Genomic DNA, 17,915 nt, shown 5'->3' with positions numbered 1-17,915 from the left:
CCGGCGGTGCGAATGGTTAGTTTTGGGGCTGGCGAATCGCTCCGTTTCGCCCCCTCCTCAAGACAGACATGGCCACATTCACCCCGCATCAGGATGCCGCGCTCAAGGCCGTTGGCGACTGGCTCAAGGCCAAGCCCGGCCGCAACGGCACGCCGCCGGTGTTCCGCCTGTTCGGCTATGCCGGCACCGGCAAGACCACACTGGCGCGGCACATCGCCGACGGCGTCGACGGCGAGGTGAAGTTCGCCGCCTTCACCGGCAAGGCGGCGCTGGTCATGCGCAACAAGGGCTGCGACGAGGCCTCCACCATCCATTCGCTGATCTACCGCACCCGCGAATCCGGCGAGGAGCAGCCCAGCTTCGAGCTGTGGGACGACGCCCCGGCCTCCAAGGCCAAGCTGATCGTGATCGACGAATGCTCGATGGTCGACGCCGAATTGGGCCGCGACCTGATGTCGTTCGACTGCCCGCTGCTGGTGCTGGGCGATCCCGCGCAGCTGCCGCCGATCCAGGGCGGCGGCTTCTTCACCAACACCGAGCCCGACGCGATGCTGACCGAGGTGCACCGCCAGGCCCAGGACGACCCGATCGTGCGGATGTCGATGGACGTCCGCGAGGGCCGCGAGCTCGACATCGGCCGCTACGGCGAGAGCGAGGTGGTGTCGCGCAAGGAGCTCGATCCCGATCGCGTCATGGCCGCCGACCAGGTCCTGGTCGGCCGCAACAACACGCGGCGCGCGTACAATATGCGGGTGCGCCAGCGCCAGAACATCGAGGACGTCTTCCCCGTCGCCGGCGACAAGCTGGTCTGCCTGCGCAACAACCGCAAGAAGGGCCTGTTCAACGGCGGGCTATGGCGCGTGAAATCGCGCAACACCTCCCGCTCGAAATCCCGCATTCTCAGCATGAGGCTGTCGCCGGACGAGGATCTCGGCCACAAGGTGACCAAGGTCTCGGTGCGCGCCGATTGCTTCGAGGGCGGCGTCGAGGCGATCGCCTGGGAGCAGCGCAAGCCCTATGACGAGTTCGACTACGGCTACGTGCTGACCGTGCACAAATCGCAGGGCTCGCAATGGGACGACGTCGTACTGTTCGACGAGAGCTTTGCGTTTCAGGAGAGCCGCGCGCGGTGGCTGTACACGGGCATTACGCGGGCGGCGAAGCGGCTGAGCATTGTGGTGTGAGGCTGCCGTAGCCCGGATGAGCGAAGCGATATCCGGGACAGAAGGACCCGCATGTCGCTACGCTCATGCGGGCTACGAATTCGAGCCCGGCCCTCACTTCCCCACCACAAAATAAAAATCCTCGCGCCCCGGCGGCGAGCCGTACGAAAACGGCTGCTGCACGTGCTTGGTCACAAGCCAGACGTCGTCGCGGACGATGTCGAATAGCTTTCGGATCTCGACGCGCGGCATCTTGATTTCGCGGGCGAGCGCCGTGGCGAACGGGCTGTCGGCGCCGCCGTCGCCGTCCATCGCGGTCTCGCCGTGCTTGGCGGCGTAGACCACCATGAAGCCGGCGCCGGGCTCGATGTTGGAAAAGCCCTTGTCCACCAGCTTGAGCGACAGCGTGCGCTGCATGGTCGGCGCAAACGGATTGTCGCGGCAGGCATCCAGCATGACCAGACGCACTTTTCGCGCAGCGCCCACCGCCGCGATCACCTGCTCCAGCGCAACCGCCTGGGTCTCGGCGTCCCTGTCGGCGGCGAGCTTGGCATCGACGGGAACCAGATAATTGACGCCGCCGATCTCGAAACCGTGGCCGGCGTAATAGACCACCGCCCAATCCGCCTTCTCCGCCTCGGCCGCAAACGCCTGCAACGCTTCGAAGAACTTGTCGCGGGTGAGATCGCTGACGGATATTACGGTCTGGAAGCCGACATCGCGCAGCGCGGCTGCGATCATTTTCGAGTCGCGTGGCGGATTGGGCAAGGCATGGACGTTCTTGTAGGCGCCGTTCCCGATCACGAGCGCCACGCGGCGCCCGGTGGATCCGGCTGGCGCCTGCGGGGTCAGCGCAGCCAATCGCTCCTGCGCGATCGCGCGGGCGCGCGCGACGTCGAGCTCGTCGAACTTCGTCAGCGAATAGGCCGCCGCACGATAGTCGGCACGGGCTTGGGCGAGGTCCTTCTTGCGCTCGTAGATCTGGCCGCGACCTGAATGTGCGCGGACATTGTTCGGGTTGATCTGGATCGCCGTATTATAGTCCTTCAGCGCCGCTTCGAAATCGCCCTTCAACATGTTGACGTCGGCGCGATTGTTGATCGCGTACGCGTTCTTCGGCTGCTTCTCGATCAGGCCGTTGCAGTCGGCGAAGGCCTGGTCGTACTTGCCCATCATGCCGTAGGTGATGCAGCGGTTGGCGGTGATCTGCTGCGCGCCCGGTTCGATCTTCTCGGCCTCCGCGAAATCGGCGATCGCGCCGTCAAAGTCCTGCATCAGCGTGCGCACGCGGGCGCGGTTGGTGTAGCCGAGCAGGAATTTTGGCGCGTATTTGATCGACAGGTTGAAATCGTCGAGCGCGCTTTGCAGCGCCCCCCGGCGCAACTGGATGATGCCGCGGTTGTTGTAGGGGACACCGTAGGTCGGGCGCTTCTGGAGCGCGAGGTTGTAGTCCGCCATCGCATGGTCGTCCTGGCCCGTCCGCTCATAGGCGAGGCCGCGCAAATTGAGCGTGACGACGTTGTCGGGATCGAGGTCGACGGCGATGGACAAGGTCTCGATGGCGTGGACGTAGTCGCGTTTGTTGATCAGCGTATTGCCGCGCACGGAAAGCGCGATGGCCTTGTCCTTGCCGGTGAGCCGGTCTGCGTTGAGCAAATTGTCGCAGGCCTGCGCCCTCGCCTGCGCATCCGCCTGGCGGTCGCGGCAAATGGCGAGGTCGTCGCCGGGTTTCGGATCGGCCGCCGCGATCGAGCTCCAGCCGGCCAGGAGGGCAAGCACGGCGACGAAGGTCAGGGATACGGCGCGCAGCATGTTGTCAGGTCAGCTCCAGCCATCATTCTTTAGGTCGATCACCGATCGCGCCGGTTCATCTAGCGCGGAGTTCCTGTCCTCGCCAAGCCGGGCCGCTCCAGGCGGCGCGTTTCACAGACTCGTGTCCGTCCGGCCGTAACAATCGCCCGGCCGGCCCGTATCTCGACTATCCGAAAATGCCGGGCAGGCTGTTCGCCCGGCCCCAACCGCCCTAGACTGTCAGACCTTCGGAAAGAGGATCGCCATGCGCCGACCTGCCCTCCTGTCCCTGCTCGCCGCAACCACCGCCCTGACGCTGGCCTTTGCCGCGCCGACCCGGGCCGCAGAGGATGCGGTCGTGATCCCCGCTCCTGCGGTTGATGCGGCGCCCGGTAGCGGGATCCAGACCGCCGTGATCGCCGGCGGCTGCTTCTGGGGCGTGCAGGGCGTGTTCCAGCACACCGCGGGCGTCGTCAACGCGGTCTCCGGCTATGCCGGCGGCACCAAGGCGACGGCCGACTACCAGACCGTCTCGAGCGGCCGGACCGGCCACGCGGAATCGGTCGAGATCAAATACGACCCGAAGAAGATTTCCTACGGCAAGATCCTGCAGATCTACTTCTCGGTGGCGCACGACCCGACCCAGCTCAACCGACAGGGCCCCGACAGCGGGACGCAATATCGTTCGGCGATCTTCACCACCTCCGACGAGCAGAAGAAGGTGGCCGAGGCCTATATCGCGCAGCTCAACGGCGCCAAGGTCTTCAACAAGCCGATCGCGACCAAGGTCGGCGCGCTGGAGGCGTTCTATCCGGCGGAGGCCTATCACCAGGATTATCTGACGCTGCACCCGAACCAGCCCTATATCGCCTACAACGACCTCCCGAAGGTCGAGAACCTGAAAAAGCTGTTCGCGGATAACTATATCGAGAAGCCGACGCTGGTGAGCGCCAGCAAGGCCACCAACTGATCGCAAGATCACTGAACAAGATCATCGAACGGGAGACCCATGCCCGACACCAAGACGAAAACCACGGACGACAAGGTCATCAAGAGCGAACAGCAATGGCGCAGCGAGTTGTCGCCGATGCAATACGCAGTGCTGCGCGAGAAGGCGACCGAGCGTCCCTTCTCCGGCGAATATGAGCACGACCACCGCGCCGGCACCTATACCTGCGCCGGCTGCGGCAATGTGCTGTTCGAGTCCGACGCGAAGTTCGATTCCGGCTGCGGCTGGCCGAGCTTCACCCAGCCCGCCGTCGAGGGCCATATCGACGAGGAGCGGGACGTCACCCACGGCATGATCCGCACCGAGGTGCTGTGCGCCAAGTGCAGCGGCCATCTCGGCCATGTCTTCCCCGACGGCCCGGGGCCGACGGGCTTGCGTTACTGCATCAATTCCGCGGCGCTGAAGCTCGAGCCCAAATAAACCTTGCGCGCCACCGGGTTCCGTCATGGAACCCGGCGCCGCGATGTGCTTTTCTTCCCTGGTGGTGCGGCCGGCCATGGCGTTGCGGCGGCCGCCAGGGAGGATGCCATGACGCTTGGGACCATCCTGATCATCCTGGTGATCATTTATCTCGTCGGCGGCCTGTCGGGCCGCGTCGGTGGCTACGGCTACGGAATGGGTCATTCCGGCATGGGGATCGGCGGCCTTGTCCTGGTGGTGCTGCTCGTGCTGCTGCTCCTTGGCAAGCTATAAACCATTCAAGCCATTGATATTATTATAGTTTTCGGCCTTGCGGAGCTGCCATGCGCGGATTCATCATCTCGCATCGCGGGGGTCGCAATTTTGTCAAAACGGGCTATATTAGAGGACGAAAATGACATGTGCGGCGCCCACTCCATGGTGGCCTCTGCCCGTCCCAACCCCACGCGCTTAAAGCCCCAGAGAGATCACGAGGTCTTTGACCATGCGTCCACTGCGTCCGTTCAACTTCAACACTTCCGCCGAACTCTTCCCCGCTGCGATCCGCAAGAAGAAGCGTGCAGGCTTCACCTATCGCCGCTTCGGCACCGCGGCCGAAGCCGTGCAGTTCGCGATGGAGCAGTTGCCGACGGACTCGCTGAACGGCGCCTATCTCCAGGTCGAGGAAGCGCGCTTCGACCAGAACGGCATCCGCTCGCTCTATGAGAGCGAAGCCTTCCCGCTGCCCCGCCACCGCAAGCCGGTGGAAGCCAGCACCGACGCCGCCGACGCGGCATAAGTTTCGTAGCGACTGCGATGTGCGCCAAAGGCGCGATGGCCGAAAGGCCGTCGCGCTTTTTGCGTTTTGGGCAGTGTCAGTCTTGGGGAGTGTCAGACTTGGGGAGTGTCAGATGCGCGGCTGCTTGTCGAGCCAGCGGCGGAGCAGGCGCACGTTGCGCATGTTGGCCCGGAACATGACGTCAAAGGCGTCGCCCGCGAACGGGACGATGCCGACGACGCCGTCGAGGGCGACATTGCCGAGCATGCGCGCGGTGATGTACCAGGGCGCCCCGAGCGCCCTCGCCTCTCGCACCAGCCAGAGCGAGATCGCGGTGGTGATGATGTCGCCGACGACGGGGATCAGTCCGATCAACCCATCGATGCCATAGCGGATATTGGTTCCGGGCAGCACGAAGGCGACGTCGAGCAGTTTTGCGATCGCCTCGATCCGCGCGATCCGCTGCTCGCGCGTCAGATTGCCAAACGGGTTGCCGGCGAAGGGACTGTCCTTCCCGAACTCGAAGCGAAACTCGCGAAAGCCCTGCTCCAGCGTTTCGGGCCGGATCTCGTGACCATCCTGATCGATGATCGGCCCACGCCCCTCGGTGCCCGAAGAGGCCGCACCCGGGCGGCTTCCCGAACGGGAGCGACGCGGAGCAAGAGTATCGTCATCGGGCATGGTCATGGCCTGTAGAGAACGCGCCAGCGCGGCGGAGGTTGCTGCGACGTGATCGAGGGTCGCGCCCTCAAGTCTGTGCTGCCGCCGGCTGCGGCTCCGCGACATATCTATGCACGAGCCAGGACGAAATCACCGCCGGCACGAACCCGACGAGGCCGTACAGGATGAATTGCACCGCGCCCGAGTCCGGCCCGCGCGAGCTGTAGGTCAGCGAGGCCAGGATGAAGGCGAACACGCCGACCAGCAGCATCCGCAGCACCGGGCCGATCCGGCGGATGTGGACCAGGATATCGTCGACCGCACCGATCATCAGCGAGGGCAGGAAGCCGAACAGATAGCTGTATTGCAGGGATTTGAAGAACACCGCGAACAGCTTGCCGACCTCAGCGAGACTGGTCTGGGTCCAATAGCCGGATTGATAGGTCGTCGTCAGCAGCAGCAGGAATCCGCCCACGAACGGGCCAACCAGCGCAAACACGAGATAGCGTTTCATCAGGCACCCTCATCCTTCGCCCCGTTATAGCAGCGCCACGGGAACCTTGAATAGCGGCGGGTGCGGGCTCTGCGCTGGGAACAAGCGGCATAGCGACGAGTTCAGACAGGACTTGAAACTCACCTGTCAGATTTGGAGCCGCCGATGTCCCGCAAACTGTTCTTCCTGGCGACGATTGCGCTGACGGCCGTGAGCGGCCTGTCGGACGCGCCCGCTCTCGCACAAGGCCATATGGGGTCGTCGCAGGAGCAGCAGGCCTGTTCGCGGGACGCCTCGCGCTTCTGTCGCAAGGACCTCGGCAATGACGGTGCAGTGCAGAGCTGCCTGCAAGCCAACCGGGCCAAACTGTCGCGGTCTTGCAGCAAGGTGTTTCAGAGCCACGGCATGTGAGGACCGGAACCATCCCCGGCGAACGGAGAGTGAAGCCATGTTGCGCGACGAACAGCTCTCGATCCTGAGGGACATCAGCCAATCCATCGCCTTTGCCGACGACCGGCACGGCAAGATAGGTGAGCTGATCGCCGACGGTTACGTGATGAAGGACGGCGATCTGTTCGAGCTCACGGCAAAGGGCGTTACGGCGGTCGAAGAGCACGCAGCGCTTGGCGCAAGCGATGCGGAACCAGCGAGCGTATCCTCCGATCGATTGATCTGATCGCACGCGAGTCGCATTGTGCGTGACGTGCGCGCAACAATTGCGAATTCCTTTTCGCCTCCCATTGCAGCCGCGTGACAATGGCGCATACTTGATTCGGGCGGCGCAGCACTTTTCGATTCGAACATCACGAGAGATCGAGCGACCACATCCGGGATTGAGGCCCCGGCGTGAAGGCTGTGACATGCGGCAGATCAAGCCGCGTGCGGCGCCCCAACATCAAGTGGCTCAAGCCCACGGAACTCGGGGACGCATTCCGCATGACACGCTACCAGACCATCGCAACTCTCTTCGCCGTCACAACCGCAGCCATCGCATTCCAGACATCGCCCGGCCTTTCCTTCTCGTCCGAAGCGCAGCAGATGTGCTCCGGCGATGCCATGCGGCTGTGCTCGAGCGAGATCCCCGACATCCCCAGGATCAGGGCCTGCATGGTGCAGAAGAAGGCTCAGGTCAGCCCGGGCTGTCGCGCCGTGATGGACCGCGAGCACGCCGCCGCGACATCACGCAAGCGGGAAGCGACGGCGCAGTAGAGAGAGCGTAGCTGCGGCATCCTTCGAGACGCCCGCCCAAGGGGCGGGCCCTCAGGATGAGGTCTCATTCGCGGCGAGATATCAAACCCTCATGGTGAGGAGCCCGCCAAGGCGGGCGTCTCGAACCATGCGGGCCGAGGTCTCACGGGGTAGATCTAGTCGCCCCACTGCGCGAAGGCGTCGTTGAAGGCGCGCTCGCCGGGAGCGCCCTTCTCGATGGCGATGATGGCGCGGCGCTGGTTGGCGTAGACCAAGGGCACGTCGAACCAGGAGCGCTCCTTCAGCAGCTGGACGTTGCGGCTGCGGTCGGCGTCGACGTTGGAGAGGCCGACCAGGAAGAAGCCGTCGGTGACCTTGACCGCGAGGCCTGCCAGCGGCGTGCCGCGCGCCTGCTCGTTCGACTTCATCAGGATGCCGGGCACGTTGGCGACGCCGCCGCCCGAAAAGTCCGCCGGCAGGACGAAGGTCAGCTCCGCGGTGTGGCTCGCCGGCAGCGAGGAGTCGGTGTTGCGGCGGAACGACATCGTCATCTTGAACTTGCGGTCGGGGATCTCGATGTCGGCGCGCACGGCGACGTCGGCCTTCTGGTTGCCCGACGCCTTGATCGGCTCGAGCCGCCACACCACCGAGCCGACATATTGCTTGCCCTTCGGATCGGATGGATCCTCGTCATAGAGCACGACCTTCTGCGCCACCGGCGCGACCGGCTGGTCGCTGGCCGAGGGCTGGCCGACGCGATCCGGAATCTTGGGCCTGCTCTGCGGCTGCGACGAATCCCTGGGCGCCTCCACCACCTGCGTCGGCGAAGACTTCAACAGGTTGGTCGCGGTCTGAACCAGCTGCTTGCCCCAGAGGATGCCGGCACCGACCAGGATCAGCACGATGCCGACGGCGATCGCGCTCTTGAACGGAAACACGGAGCCGGTGCGGGCGCGCTTCTTCTTGGGTTCGCGGTCGAGAACGGGGATGTGCGGACGTTGCGACGGCGGCTGCGACTGCGGCGCGTAGCGCTCGGCCTCCTCGATCGATTCGTCGTAGGAGTAGGGCGCGTCCGTCCCGGCGGCGCGATTTTCCAGGCTCGGCTCGAGCCGGTCGAATTCCGGCGAGGGCGAAGGCACGTTGGCGTAGGTGCGGCGCGCCGCGCGGTTGGCCTGCGCGGCGGCGCCGCCGAGATCGTTGGCGTCGGCCGTGATGTCGCGGAAGCCGCGCACGCCCGGTGCCGGCGGCAGCGGCGGCGGAGGCCCCATGTCCGGCGGACGGCGCCCACCGGCACGATCACGTCCGGCCGGCGGCGGCTCCGGCATCGACGGCGGTGCCGACGGACCCTGCGGCCGCGGCGCGTCGAAACGCGGAGCCCGCGGCGCACGCGGGGCGTCGCCCTGGTCGTCGACGTTGAAGGAGGGCCGGTCGGCGCGCGGCGGCGGCGGAGCCGGACGGGCGCGCGGCGGGGCAGCGCTTTGGGGCGCGGGCGCGTTGCCCTCGGTGGCGCGGGTGCTGGCGCGGCGGAAGGCATCGCCGCTGCCGCTGCTGCGCGCGCCGCCACCGGGGCGCGAAGCCTCGCGGGCACGCTGGGCAGCCTCTGATTCGACCTTGCGGACGGCCTCTTCCAGCGAGAGCCGCTCGCGCGTGATCTCGGATTCGGAGAGCGGCGGCTGCACGCTGCGCAGTTGCGCGATCAGCGCCGTGCGCGCCCGCTCGTAAAGCGCGCGACGGCTCTCGCCGGGAGCGTTGGGGTCCAGGGCGGCAATAGCGCGGGCGATCAGCGGATAGTAATCAGCCATTTCTACTCAATTATACGCGCGTCCCGGTAAGAGATCGTTAAGCCTCAAACGGATTTTGTACCAGGATAGTATCCTCGCGTTCAGGGCTCGTGGAAAGCAGCGCGACCGGGCACCCCACCAATTCCTCGATCCGGCGGACATATTTGATCGCCTGGGCCGGCAGCTGGGCCCAGGACCGCGCATTGGCGGTCGGCTCCTTCCAGCCTTCGATGGTCTCGTAGATCGGCTCGACCCGGGCCTGGGCGCCCTCGCCCGCCGGGAAATGATCGATCTCCTTGCCGTCGAGCTTGTAGCCGGTGCAGACCTCGATCGTGTCGAAGCCGTCGAGAATGTCGAGCTTGGTCAGCGCCAGACCGTTGATGCCGCAGGTCCGGACCGCCTGGCGAACCAGAACCGCATCGAACCAGCCGCAGCGGCGGGGCCGTCCGGTATTGGTACCGAACTCGCGGCCGCGCTCGCCGATCTTGCGGCCGGTCGGGTTGTCCTGCTCGGTCGGGAACGGGCCCTGGCCGACGCGGGTCGTATAGGCCTTGCAGAGGCCGAGCACATAGCCGACCGCAGCGGGGCCGAGGCCCGACCCGGTCGCCGCCTGCGCCGCCACCGTGTTGGACGAGGTGACGTAAGGATACGTGCCGTGATCGACGTCGAGCAGCGCGCCCTGCGCGCCCTCGAACAGCATGCGCTTGCCCTCGCGCCGCTTGATGTCGAGCAGCCGCCACACCGTCTCGGCATAGGGCAGGAGCTGCGGCGCCAGCGCGGTCAATTCCTTCAGGATCTCCTTGCCGTCGAACTCCGGCAGGCCGAGGCCGCGGCGCAATGCATTGTGATGCGCCAGCAGCCGGTCGATCTTGTGCGGCAGCGTGTCGAGATCGGCGAGGTCCATCAGGCGGATGGCGCGGCGGCCGACCTTGTCCTCGTAGGCCGGGCCGATGCCGCGGCGCGTGGTGCCGATCGCGGTCGCCGCATTGGCGGATTCGCGATGCGCGTCGAGCTCGCGGTGCAGCGGCAGGATCAGCGTGACGTTCTCGGCAACCCGCAGATTGTCCGGGCTGACCGCGACGCCCTGCGACCGCAGCTTGGTGACCTCGTCGAGGAAGGCGGCGGGATCGAACACGACGCCGTTGCCGATCACCGACAGCTTCTGCTCGCGCAGCACGCCCGAGGGCAGCAGCGCCAGCTTGTAGGTCTTGCCGTTGATCACCAGCGTGTGGCCGGCGTTATGGCCGCCCTGGAAACGGACGACGATGTCCGCCTGCTCCGACAACCAGTCGACGATCTTGCCCTTTCCTTCGTCGCCCCACTGGGCGCCGACGACGACAACATTGGCCATTCGCGGGTAATCCCTATGCAATCTGTTAGATGCGCCCAGCCCAATCACGGCCGGGGCCGCTCGAACGCGAGGCAGCCAACCGGATAAAGGATGCAGCCTCTGTAAGCAAGCAAGAACGGGGCTTTTTCGGGGCCGCGAGCGCACTCCAAGCCTTTGATATCCCCCGAAAATCCAGAAACCTTCGCGACCGGTGCAATGCTTCGACCAAAGCGTGAGAGGCTGCTTCCGCCGCTGCATGGTCGCGATGCATCCGGTCCCCGTTGATGCAACCTCGATTTCCGTGTCTTTGAACGGGCCGGGTCCGAACCGGCCCGGGTGCCGCCGGGCTGGAGGCTTGGCGCATGACGCGGGGCCACAACACTCCAATGTCCGCCACCGACGAGACCACCGGCGCTGCCACGTCGGCCCAGAACTGGATCGCCAACCAGCCTTATCTGCTGCTCAGCATCACTGCGCTGTGCTGGGCCGGCAATGCCATCGTCGGACGGCTCGCCGCCGGTCACATCCCGCCGGTGACGCTGTCGTTCCTGCGCTGGTTCTTCGCCTTCCTGCTGGTGCTGCCGTTCGCCTGGAAACACCTTGCGCAGGACTGGCCCGCGATCCGCGGCAAGATCGGCCTGATGGTCACGCTCTCGATTACCGGCATCGGCGCCTTCAACACGCTGCAATATTGGGCGCTCGAGCATACGCAGGCGCTCAACACGTTGCTACTTCAGTCAGCCGCGCCGCTCGTCGTGGCGCTGTGGTCGCTCGCCATCCTCGGTATCAGGCTCACCGTGGCGCAGGCCTTCGGCGTGCTGCTGTCGATGTGCGGCGTGCTGATCATCCTGCTGCATGGCGATTTCACCACGCTGTCGAACATCGATTTCAACAAGGGCGACCTCATCTTCGTCGTCGCGCTGATCATCTTCGCGCTCTATTCGGTGCTGACCTTGAAGCGGCCGCCGATGCACGGCCTGTCGTTCCTCGCCTTCACGTTCGGCTGCGGCGCTGCCTGTCTCATTCCGCTGGAAATCTGGGAATTGTCCGCGCGTCCCGTGATGAAGCTCGACGGGCCGAACCTCCTGACCCTGTTCTATGTCGCGGTGTTCCCCTCGACGCTCGCCTATCTCTGCTTCAATCGCGGTGTCCGGCTGATCGGCGCCAACCGCGCCGCGCCGTTCTTCCATGTCGTGCCGGTGTTCGGCTCGATCATGGCAATGGCGTTTCTGGGCGAGCACCCGCAGGCGTTCCACTTCATCGGCTTCGCGCTGGTGCTGGCCGGCGTGTTCGTGGCGTCACGGAAGCAGGCGAGCTAGGCTTGGGGCCCGGTTCGATCGCCCGCGATCAAGCGTTTGCCGACGGGTTCATCCATACCATCTCCCAAACATAGCCATCCGGGTCTTCAATGTGTCGGTTGTACATGAAGCCGAGATCCTGCGCCGGATTGGGATCGGCGCGACCGCCCGCAGCCACCGCGCGGGCCAGCGTTGCATCGACGGCATCGCGGTCGTCGACCGTCAGCGCGAACATAGCCTGGCTGTGGCGCCGCGCGTCGCCGATCTCGCGCTGGGTGAATTCACGATACTGGTCGTGGGTCAGCAGCATCACGCCGATCGCATCCGTGAACATGAGCGAGGTCGAACTTGCGCCGGAGAATTGCGGATTCACCGCGCCACCTAGCGCCACGTAGAACGCCGTCGATGCGGCGAGGTCGCGTACAGGCAGGTTGATCAGAATCATCTTGGACATTGCTTTTCCTTCGAAAGCGACTGCAAGCCGCGCCAGGGTCTGTCATTGGGAACAGAGAGCTCTCAACACTCCTCCCCGAAACTGCATTCAAATGTAGCGCGCGGCGCCCATGCAGAGCGCGGCGATGCCCAGCAGGCCCGCCGCCGCGCGTTGGGCGGCGGCGATACGTGCACGGAGGTCCTCCGGCTTGCCGGCGCCGCGACGCAAGGCCACGAGCGCACGGGGACCGATGACAGCCTGAACACCGGCCGCGATCAGTGCGCAGACAGCACCAACCGCGAGCACCTGTTCGGTCGTGCCGAAGCTGTGGGAATGAACGAGATGCCCGAGATAGCCGCCGGTCAGGATGGCAATCGTCGCCGCGCCGAGTTGTGGAAAGACCAGTTGCTCACCGCCAACTCCGCCGATGCGGGCCAGCGCAAAGCTTGATCCCGCCCAGAACACGGACGACAACACATGAAGTGACAAGGCGATCACGAGGGCAGTCTGCATGGCAAGCTCCGAACCGGCTTCTAAATTAGATATACTACATGTATAGTCAATACGTCAACAGAATGGCGAGGCGATGCCTAAGCGCAATTATGTGAGCTCCGCGCGGGCTTCCGCGGCGGCGGCGACGCGCGAGCGCATCATCGCGGCCGGCGCGCGACTCCTGCGCGAGGACGCGAGCATTGCGAACTTCTCCCTCGACGTCGTTGCGAAGGCGGCCGGCGTCACGCGGTTGACCGTCTACAACCAGTTCGGATCGCGGCGGGGATTGCTGGAGGCCGTGTTCGACGACATCGCGCACCAGGGCGGACTGTTCGAACTGGCCGGGGTGATGACGATGGCGGATCCGCGCGCCGCGCTCGACCGGGTCATCGAAATCTTCTGTACGTTCTGGGGGCGCGATCCCGCCATCGGCGGGCTCAACCAGGCCATCGCGACCGATCCGGAATTCGGCGAGGCGCTGATCGAGCGTAACGAGCGACGGCGCGAATTGCTGACCACGCTGCTGTCGCGGATCGTCGGCAAGCACGCGGCAAAGCGCGCCATGCGGGACGCGGTCGATTTGATCTTCGTGCTGACGAGCTATCCGACGTTTGCGGTGTTGAGCCGACAGCGGTCGACGGAGGAGGTCTGCCGCCTGCTGCAGACGGCGTGTCACGCGATTGTGGACGGCCTGAAGTAAGCCGGCGGCAGGCGGCGCTATTTCGTCTTGAACTTGCTGTACGCTTCGTTCATCGCAATGATGACGTGCTCGGCGCAGGCGTTGACGCGGTGCGGATCGGCCTCGCTCTCGTAGGCCTCCGACGTCATCATGTCGACGAAAGCCGCAACTGTGGGATAATGGACCAGCGCCGCGAAATCCCAGTTGTTGCCCTGCTGCGGGCCGAGCGCGACCGCCTTGGCGTCGCCGGTCCAGAGCAACGTGCCGCCGCGCGCCTTGATCATCGGCACCGTGACCGCGCTGTAGCGCAAATAGGCGTCCCAGCCGGAACCGTCGCCGTCGCCGGAGCGCGCGTGGAAGCGCATCAGATTCAACATCACCACCGGTGCATGCCGATCGAGCCGCTCCAGGCCGTCGATGTTCAACATATTAACCGCCAATGCCGCCTCCTCTGGTCATGCCTGCATTGTAGCATTGCGGCCGCGTGTCTTGTGTCACGACATAAATCCGGCGCAAGCTTCTAACCAACGCCAATGACGATCGCTCCGCCCGCGCCACCGGCCTCCAATCCCGCCAGTTGGCTCAACAACCAGCCTTATCTGCTGCTCAGCCTGAGCTCGCTGTTCTGGGCCGGCAACATCGTGCTCGCGCGCCACGTCGGCGCGCATGTGCCGCCGCTGACGGTGACCACGATCCGCTGGTTCGGCGTGTTCCTGATCCTCCTGCCCTTCGCCTGGCCGCACCTGAAGCGCGACTGGCCGAATCTGCGCAAGAGCCTGCCGCTGATGCTGTTCCTGTCGCTGGTGGGCTTTGCCTTCAACAACGCGATCTCGTATTGGGCGATGCAGTACACGGAAGCGCTGAACGCGCTGCTGATCCAGTCGGCCGGGCCGCTGTTCGTGGCGCTGTGGTCGCTGGTGCTGTTCGGGGTGCGACTGACCGGTGCGCAGCTCGCCGGCATCGCGATCTCGCTTCTCGGCGTGCTGATCATCATCCTGCGCGGCGATCTCGCCGCGCTCGCGAGCATCAGCTTCAACAGGGGCGACATCATGTTCGCCTCCTCGCTGGTGGCGTTCGGGATCTACTCCGCCTTCATCCCGCGGCGACCGAAGATCCACCAACTCTCCTTTCTCTCCTTCACCACCTGCTGCGGCGCGACGATGCTGCTGCCGACCGCGATCTGGGAAGCCTGGAGCGGCCGCGTCCTGCAATTCGACGGGGTGACGCTGGCGACGCTGGGTTACATCCTGATCTTTCCCTCGACGCTGGCCTATCTGTTCTTCAACCGGAGTGTGGCGCTGATCGGCCCGAATCGCGCCGCGCCGTTCTTCCATCTGGTGCCGGTGTTCGGCTCGGCGATGGCGATCCTGCTGCTCGGCGAAAAGATCCAGCCATTCCACCTGATCGGCTACCTGCTGGTGCTCGCCGGCGTCGTGATCGCCTCGCGCCAGGGCTCTGCGGTGAAGTAATTCCGCACCGCGAGATCTCGCGACAAACTCGCGCCTTCCGATTTCGACGAGGAGACGCTAGGTTCCCCGCCAACGAAAAAAGAGGGAACGAACCGACATGCTTTCAGCGTTGATCCGAAACCTGCGTGCCATCGGCACGGCCGTCCTTTGTCTCGCCGCCGCGTCCGCTGCGCAGGCCGACAACTATCCGAGCCGCAACATCACGCTGGTGCTGCCGTTCGCGGCCGGCAGCGGCACCGACACCACGACGCGGCTGATCTCGCAGCATTTGTCGCAGGCACTCGGCGTCGGCATCGTCATCGAGAACAAGGCGGGCGCCAACGGCATGATCGCCGCCACCTATGTCGCGCGCGCCGCGCCCGACGGCTACACGCTGCTGGTGACCACCAACACCACGCATTCGGCCAATCCCTATCTGCTCAAAAGCCTGACCTACGATCCGGTCAAGGACTTCACGCCGATCGCGCGCACCGGCGACCTGCCCTTCATGCTGGTGATCCACCCGGAGGTGCCGGCCAAGACCGTCGGCGAACTCATCGCCTACGGCAAGGCCAATCCGGGCAAGCTGAGCTACGCCTCGGGCTCGTCCTCGGCGATCGTGTCGGGTGCGACCTTCGCGCACAATACCGGGCTCGACCTCCTGCACGTGCCCTATAAGAGCTCGCCGCCCGGCGCTCAACGACGTCATGGGCGGCCGCGTCTCGATGATGTTCGTGGACATCCTGACCGGCCTGCCGCATGTCCAGGGCAACGCGCTACGCGCGCTCGCCGTCACGACAAAGGACCGCTCCTCGCTGGTGCCGAACCTGCCCTCGATGCAGGAGGCCGGCGTGCCGGACTTCGACATCTCGTCGTGGCAGGGCTATTTCGGCCCCGCCGGCATGCCCAAGGAGATCGTGACGAGGCTCAATGCCGAGATCCGGAAGATCGTCGAGAAGCCGGAGATCAAGGCCCAGCTCGCCACCCTCGGCATGGACGCGTTTTCGGGCACGCCGGAGCAGCTCGGCACGTTCGTGAACGAACAGCTGGTGTTGTGGGAGAAGCTGATCCGCGAGGCGGGGATCGAGAAGCAGTAGGGGCCCGCGAAAGCTGCGCTCTCCGCATTTTCCGTCATGGCCGGGCTTGTCCCGGCCATCCACGTCTATCAAAGCGTCCGGTGTCCAAGAACGTGGATGCCCGGGACAAGCCCGGGCATGACGATGGAAATAGGTGGCGTCGCTCTTGTGTGACGCCTTACGCCGCGCGCATCTTGGCGAGGAAGCCGTCGACTGCACTGCGTAGCGCGCCAGATTGGCTGTCGAGCTCGCGGGCATTGGTGAGCACGTCGGCTGCGGCCGTGCCGGTCGCTTCCGCGGCCGAGGTGACGCTGCCGATATTGGCGTTGATCTCGCTCGAACCGGCGGCGACCGACTGGATGTTGCGAGCGATCTCGCGGGTGGCCTCGCCCTGCTGCTCGATCGACGCGGAAATGCCCGCGGTGATCTGGCTCATCTCGGCGATCGTCTGGGTGATGCCGCCGATGGCGGCGACCGCATCGCTGGTCGAGGTCTGCATCGCCGCAACCTGGGCGGAGATTTCCTCGGTCGCCTTGGCGGTCTGGTTGGCGAGCGCCTTGACCTCGGAAGCGACGACGGCGAAGCCGCGGCCGGACTCACCGGCACGCGCCGCCTCGATGGTGGCGTTCAGCGCGAGCAGATTGGTCTGCGCCGCGATCGAGTGGATCAGCTTGACCACCTCGCCGATCTTCTCGGCGCCGGTGGAGAGCTCCTGCACCGTGGCATTGGTGCGCTCGGCGTCGTTGACGGCGCGGCTCGCCACTTCGGTCGAGCGGGTGACCTGGCGCGAGATTTCCGCAACCGAGCTCGACAGCTCTTCGGCCGCCGCGGCGACCGTGCCGACATTGCCCGACGCTCTCTGCGAGGCGGCGCCGACGGTCGCCGCACGCGAAGAGGCGTCGCTGGCGGTCGCCGTCATCGATTGCGCAGTGGCTTGCATGCCCGTCGCGGCCGAGGAGACCGAGCGGACGATGCCGTTGACGCTGCGTTCGAAATCGCTGGCGATGCCCTCCATCGCGCTGCGACGTTCCGCCGCGACACGATCCTTGGCATCGGCTTCGGTCTTCTCGAGGTCGCGAATGCGCAGTGCGTTGTCCTTGAAGATCTGGACGGTCGACGCCATTGCGCCGACCTCGTCGCCACGGCCGACGCCGGGAATGTCGCCGTCGAGCTTGCCCTCGGCGAGATCCTTCATGCGGGCGCCTAGCAGAACCAGCGGACCGCTGATGCTGCGGCCGAGCAGCCAGGCGACGCTTCCGGCGACGATCACGATGCCGAACATGGCGAGACCGAGCAGCCAGTAGACCGGGCCCATCTTTGCGTCGATGTCGTCGAGATAGGCGCCGGTGCCGAGATACATCTCGAGTTCGGGAACGGCCACCGCGTAGCCCATCTTCCGGATCAAGCCTTCCTGGCCCGGTTTCGCGTATTCATAGGTCAAAAGGATCGAACCGTTAGCCTTCGCACCGTTCATCAGCTCCCAAGACAGTTTGCGGCCATTGGTCAGAACTTCCATGCGGTTGCTGCCGATCTGCTTCGGATCTGGCGCCAGCTGCGTGATACCGTCATAGGACGTTCCGAAGAGATAACCGGCGCCTTTGTCATAGGTCATCGCGTTGCCGTAGCGGCGAAGATCAGCCATCGCGGCATCCTTCGTCATCTCGCCCGCATCCACCCGCTTCTTCAGCGCCACCGCATAGTTGCGGCCCATGTCGACGATGGCCTTGGCCTGCTCGATGCGCGCGTTCACCATCTCCTGCTTCATCAGATAGCCGGAAAGAACCCCGGAGATGCACAGGCCGAACAAGGTGACGCCAACGAGAATGCCGAGCTTGGGGGCGATCTTTAGATTGCTCAATTTCACGGGATGCTCCGGCAACAAAGGGATAAGGACGCG

At 65.1% G+C, this 17,915-nt stretch carries 20 protein-coding genes and 1 pseudogene; 12 read left to right on the top strand and 9 right to left on the bottom strand.

The genetic code is table 11. From position 1 onward, the window contains the following. Window positions 1-68 precede the first annotated feature (68 nt). Complete coding sequence (locus ACVIN2_RS28345) at window positions 69-1,184, top strand: ATP-dependent DNA helicase (RefSeq protein WP_007596183.1); 1,116 nt, start codon at window positions 69-71, stop codon at window positions 1,182-1,184. A gap of 93 nt (window positions 1,185-1,277) precedes the next feature. Here ACVIN2_RS28345 and ACVIN2_RS28340 read toward each other — a convergent pair whose 3' ends face one another. Further along, complete coding sequence (locus ACVIN2_RS28340; protein ID WP_456768090.1) at window positions 1,278-2,975, bottom strand: caspase family protein; 1,698 nt, start codon at window positions 2,973-2,975, stop codon at window positions 1,278-1,280. A gap of 244 nt (window positions 2,976-3,219) precedes the next feature. On the opposite strand from ACVIN2_RS28340, the gene msrA reads away from it, so the two are divergent. The 4 genes from msrA (at window position 3,220) to ACVIN2_RS28320 (ending at window position 5,161) form a co-directional block, all read left to right on the top strand. Beyond that, window positions 3,220-3,924, top strand: a complete 705-nt coding sequence (msrA, locus tag ACVIN2_RS28335; RefSeq protein ID WP_456768089.1) for a peptide-methionine (S)-S-oxide reductase MsrA — start codon at window positions 3,220-3,222, stop codon at window positions 3,922-3,924. Window positions 3,925-3,963: 39 nt separating this feature from the next. Beyond that, window positions 3,964-4,383 carry a peptide-methionine (R)-S-oxide reductase MsrB gene (gene msrB, locus ACVIN2_RS28330; RefSeq protein WP_456653459.1) on the top strand — a complete coding sequence of 140 codons (420 nt, stop codon included), beginning with the start codon at window positions 3,964-3,966 and terminating at the stop codon, window positions 4,381-4,383. 108 nt (window positions 4,384-4,491) lie between these two features. After that, window positions 4,492-4,656, top strand: coding sequence for a DUF3309 family protein (locus tag ACVIN2_RS28325; protein WP_081747975.1), 165 nt, complete (start codon window positions 4,492-4,494; stop codon window positions 4,654-4,656). 211 nt (window positions 4,657-4,867) lie between these two features. Continuing rightward, window positions 4,868-5,161 (top strand): hypothetical protein, encoded by a 294-nt coding sequence (locus ACVIN2_RS28320; protein ID WP_007596188.1) that lies wholly within the window; start codon window positions 4,868-4,870, stop codon window positions 5,159-5,161. Between the two features lie 108 nt (window positions 5,162-5,269). Here the strand turns inward: ACVIN2_RS28320 and ACVIN2_RS28315 are convergent, their stop codons facing one another. Both ACVIN2_RS28315 and ACVIN2_RS28310 read right to left on the bottom strand, forming a co-directional pair. Continuing rightward, window positions 5,270-5,827, bottom strand: a complete 558-nt coding sequence (locus ACVIN2_RS28315) for a DUF4112 domain-containing protein (protein ID WP_456768088.1) — start codon at window positions 5,825-5,827, stop codon at window positions 5,270-5,272. Between the two features lie 61 nt (window positions 5,828-5,888). Next, a complete protein-coding gene (locus ACVIN2_RS28310) occupies window positions 5,889-6,314 on the bottom strand; it encodes a DUF5413 family protein (RefSeq protein ID WP_027519939.1) in 426 nt (141 codons plus the stop codon). A 144-nt stretch (window positions 6,315-6,458) separates the two neighbouring features. On the opposite strand from ACVIN2_RS28310, the gene ACVIN2_RS28305 reads away from it, so the two are divergent. From ACVIN2_RS28305 to ACVIN2_RS28295, 3 genes are all read left to right on the top strand, one after another. After that, window positions 6,459-6,704, top strand: a complete 246-nt coding sequence (locus ACVIN2_RS28305) for a hypothetical protein (RefSeq protein ID WP_456768087.1) — start codon at window positions 6,459-6,461, stop codon at window positions 6,702-6,704. A 37-nt stretch (window positions 6,705-6,741) separates the two neighbouring features. After that, window positions 6,742-6,969 carry a hypothetical protein gene (locus tag ACVIN2_RS28300; protein ID WP_456768086.1) on the top strand — a complete coding sequence of 76 codons (228 nt, stop codon included), beginning with the start codon at window positions 6,742-6,744 and terminating at the stop codon, window positions 6,967-6,969. A 260-nt stretch (window positions 6,970-7,229) separates the two neighbouring features. Next, window positions 7,230-7,502 carry a hypothetical protein gene (locus ACVIN2_RS28295; protein ID WP_027519942.1) on the top strand — a complete coding sequence of 91 codons (273 nt, stop codon included), beginning with the start codon at window positions 7,230-7,232 and terminating at the stop codon, window positions 7,500-7,502. 155 nt (window positions 7,503-7,657) lie between these two features. Here ACVIN2_RS28295 and ACVIN2_RS28290 read toward each other — a convergent pair whose 3' ends face one another. Together ACVIN2_RS28290 and ACVIN2_RS28285 are read right to left on the bottom strand one after the other, a co-directional pair. Continuing rightward, the gene (locus ACVIN2_RS28290) at window positions 7,658-9,283 is read right to left on the bottom strand and encodes a hypothetical protein (protein WP_456768085.1); all 1,626 of its coding nucleotides are present in this window, start codon (window positions 9,281-9,283) and stop codon (window positions 7,658-7,660) included. Between the two features lie 37 nt (window positions 9,284-9,320). Then, the gene (locus tag ACVIN2_RS28285; protein WP_027519944.1) at window positions 9,321-10,613 is read right to left on the bottom strand and encodes an adenylosuccinate synthase; all 1,293 of its coding nucleotides are present in this window, start codon (window positions 10,611-10,613) and stop codon (window positions 9,321-9,323) included. Between the two features lie 365 nt (window positions 10,614-10,978). On the opposite strand from ACVIN2_RS28285, the gene ACVIN2_RS28280 reads away from it, so the two are divergent. Continuing rightward, entirely contained in the window at window positions 10,979-11,911 is a 933-nt protein-coding gene (locus ACVIN2_RS28280) for a DMT family transporter (protein WP_456769822.1), read from the top strand. Window positions 11,912-11,939: 28 nt separating this feature from the next. On the opposite strand, the gene ACVIN2_RS28275 is transcribed toward ACVIN2_RS28280, so the two are convergent. After that, window positions 11,940-12,344, bottom strand: coding sequence for a VOC family protein (locus ACVIN2_RS28275; RefSeq protein ID WP_456768084.1), 405 nt, complete (start codon window positions 12,342-12,344; stop codon window positions 11,940-11,942). Window positions 12,345-12,431: 87 nt separating this feature from the next. Continuing rightward, on the bottom strand, window positions 12,432-12,836 hold the full coding sequence (locus ACVIN2_RS28270; protein WP_456768083.1) for a hypothetical protein: 405 nt from the start codon (window positions 12,834-12,836) through the stop codon (window positions 12,432-12,434). 73 nt (window positions 12,837-12,909) lie between these two features. Between ACVIN2_RS28270 and ACVIN2_RS28265 the strand changes: the two genes are divergently transcribed. Continuing rightward, window positions 12,910-13,515, top strand: a complete 606-nt coding sequence (locus tag ACVIN2_RS28265; protein ID WP_456768082.1) for a TetR/AcrR family transcriptional regulator — start codon at window positions 12,910-12,912, stop codon at window positions 13,513-13,515. A gap of 17 nt (window positions 13,516-13,532) precedes the next feature. Here ACVIN2_RS28265 and ACVIN2_RS28260 read toward each other — a convergent pair whose 3' ends face one another. Beyond that, window positions 13,533-13,922 (bottom strand): DUF1330 domain-containing protein, encoded by a 390-nt coding sequence (locus ACVIN2_RS28260; RefSeq protein ID WP_456768081.1) that lies wholly within the window; start codon window positions 13,920-13,922, stop codon window positions 13,533-13,535. Between the two features lie 105 nt (window positions 13,923-14,027). On the opposite strand from ACVIN2_RS28260, the gene ACVIN2_RS28255 reads away from it, so the two are divergent. Further along, entirely contained in the window at window positions 14,028-14,963 is a 936-nt protein-coding gene (locus ACVIN2_RS28255; RefSeq protein WP_456768080.1) for a DMT family transporter, read from the top strand. A gap of 97 nt (window positions 14,964-15,060) precedes the next feature. Then, a pseudogene (locus ACVIN2_RS28250) lies at window positions 15,061-16,039 on the top strand (Bug family tripartite tricarboxylate transporter substrate binding protein). A 157-nt stretch (window positions 16,040-16,196) separates the two neighbouring features. Here the strand turns inward: ACVIN2_RS28250 and ACVIN2_RS28245 are convergent. Then, window positions 16,197-17,882 (bottom strand): methyl-accepting chemotaxis protein, encoded by a 1,686-nt coding sequence (locus ACVIN2_RS28245; protein WP_456768079.1) that lies wholly within the window; start codon window positions 17,880-17,882, stop codon window positions 16,197-16,199. Window positions 17,883-17,915: the final 33 nt, after the last annotated feature.

It is taken from the genome of Bradyrhizobium sp. USDA 3650 (assembly GCF_054057395.1).
Note: the sequence above shows the minus strand (reverse complement) of the source record. Positions and strands in the feature narration are given on the sequence as shown.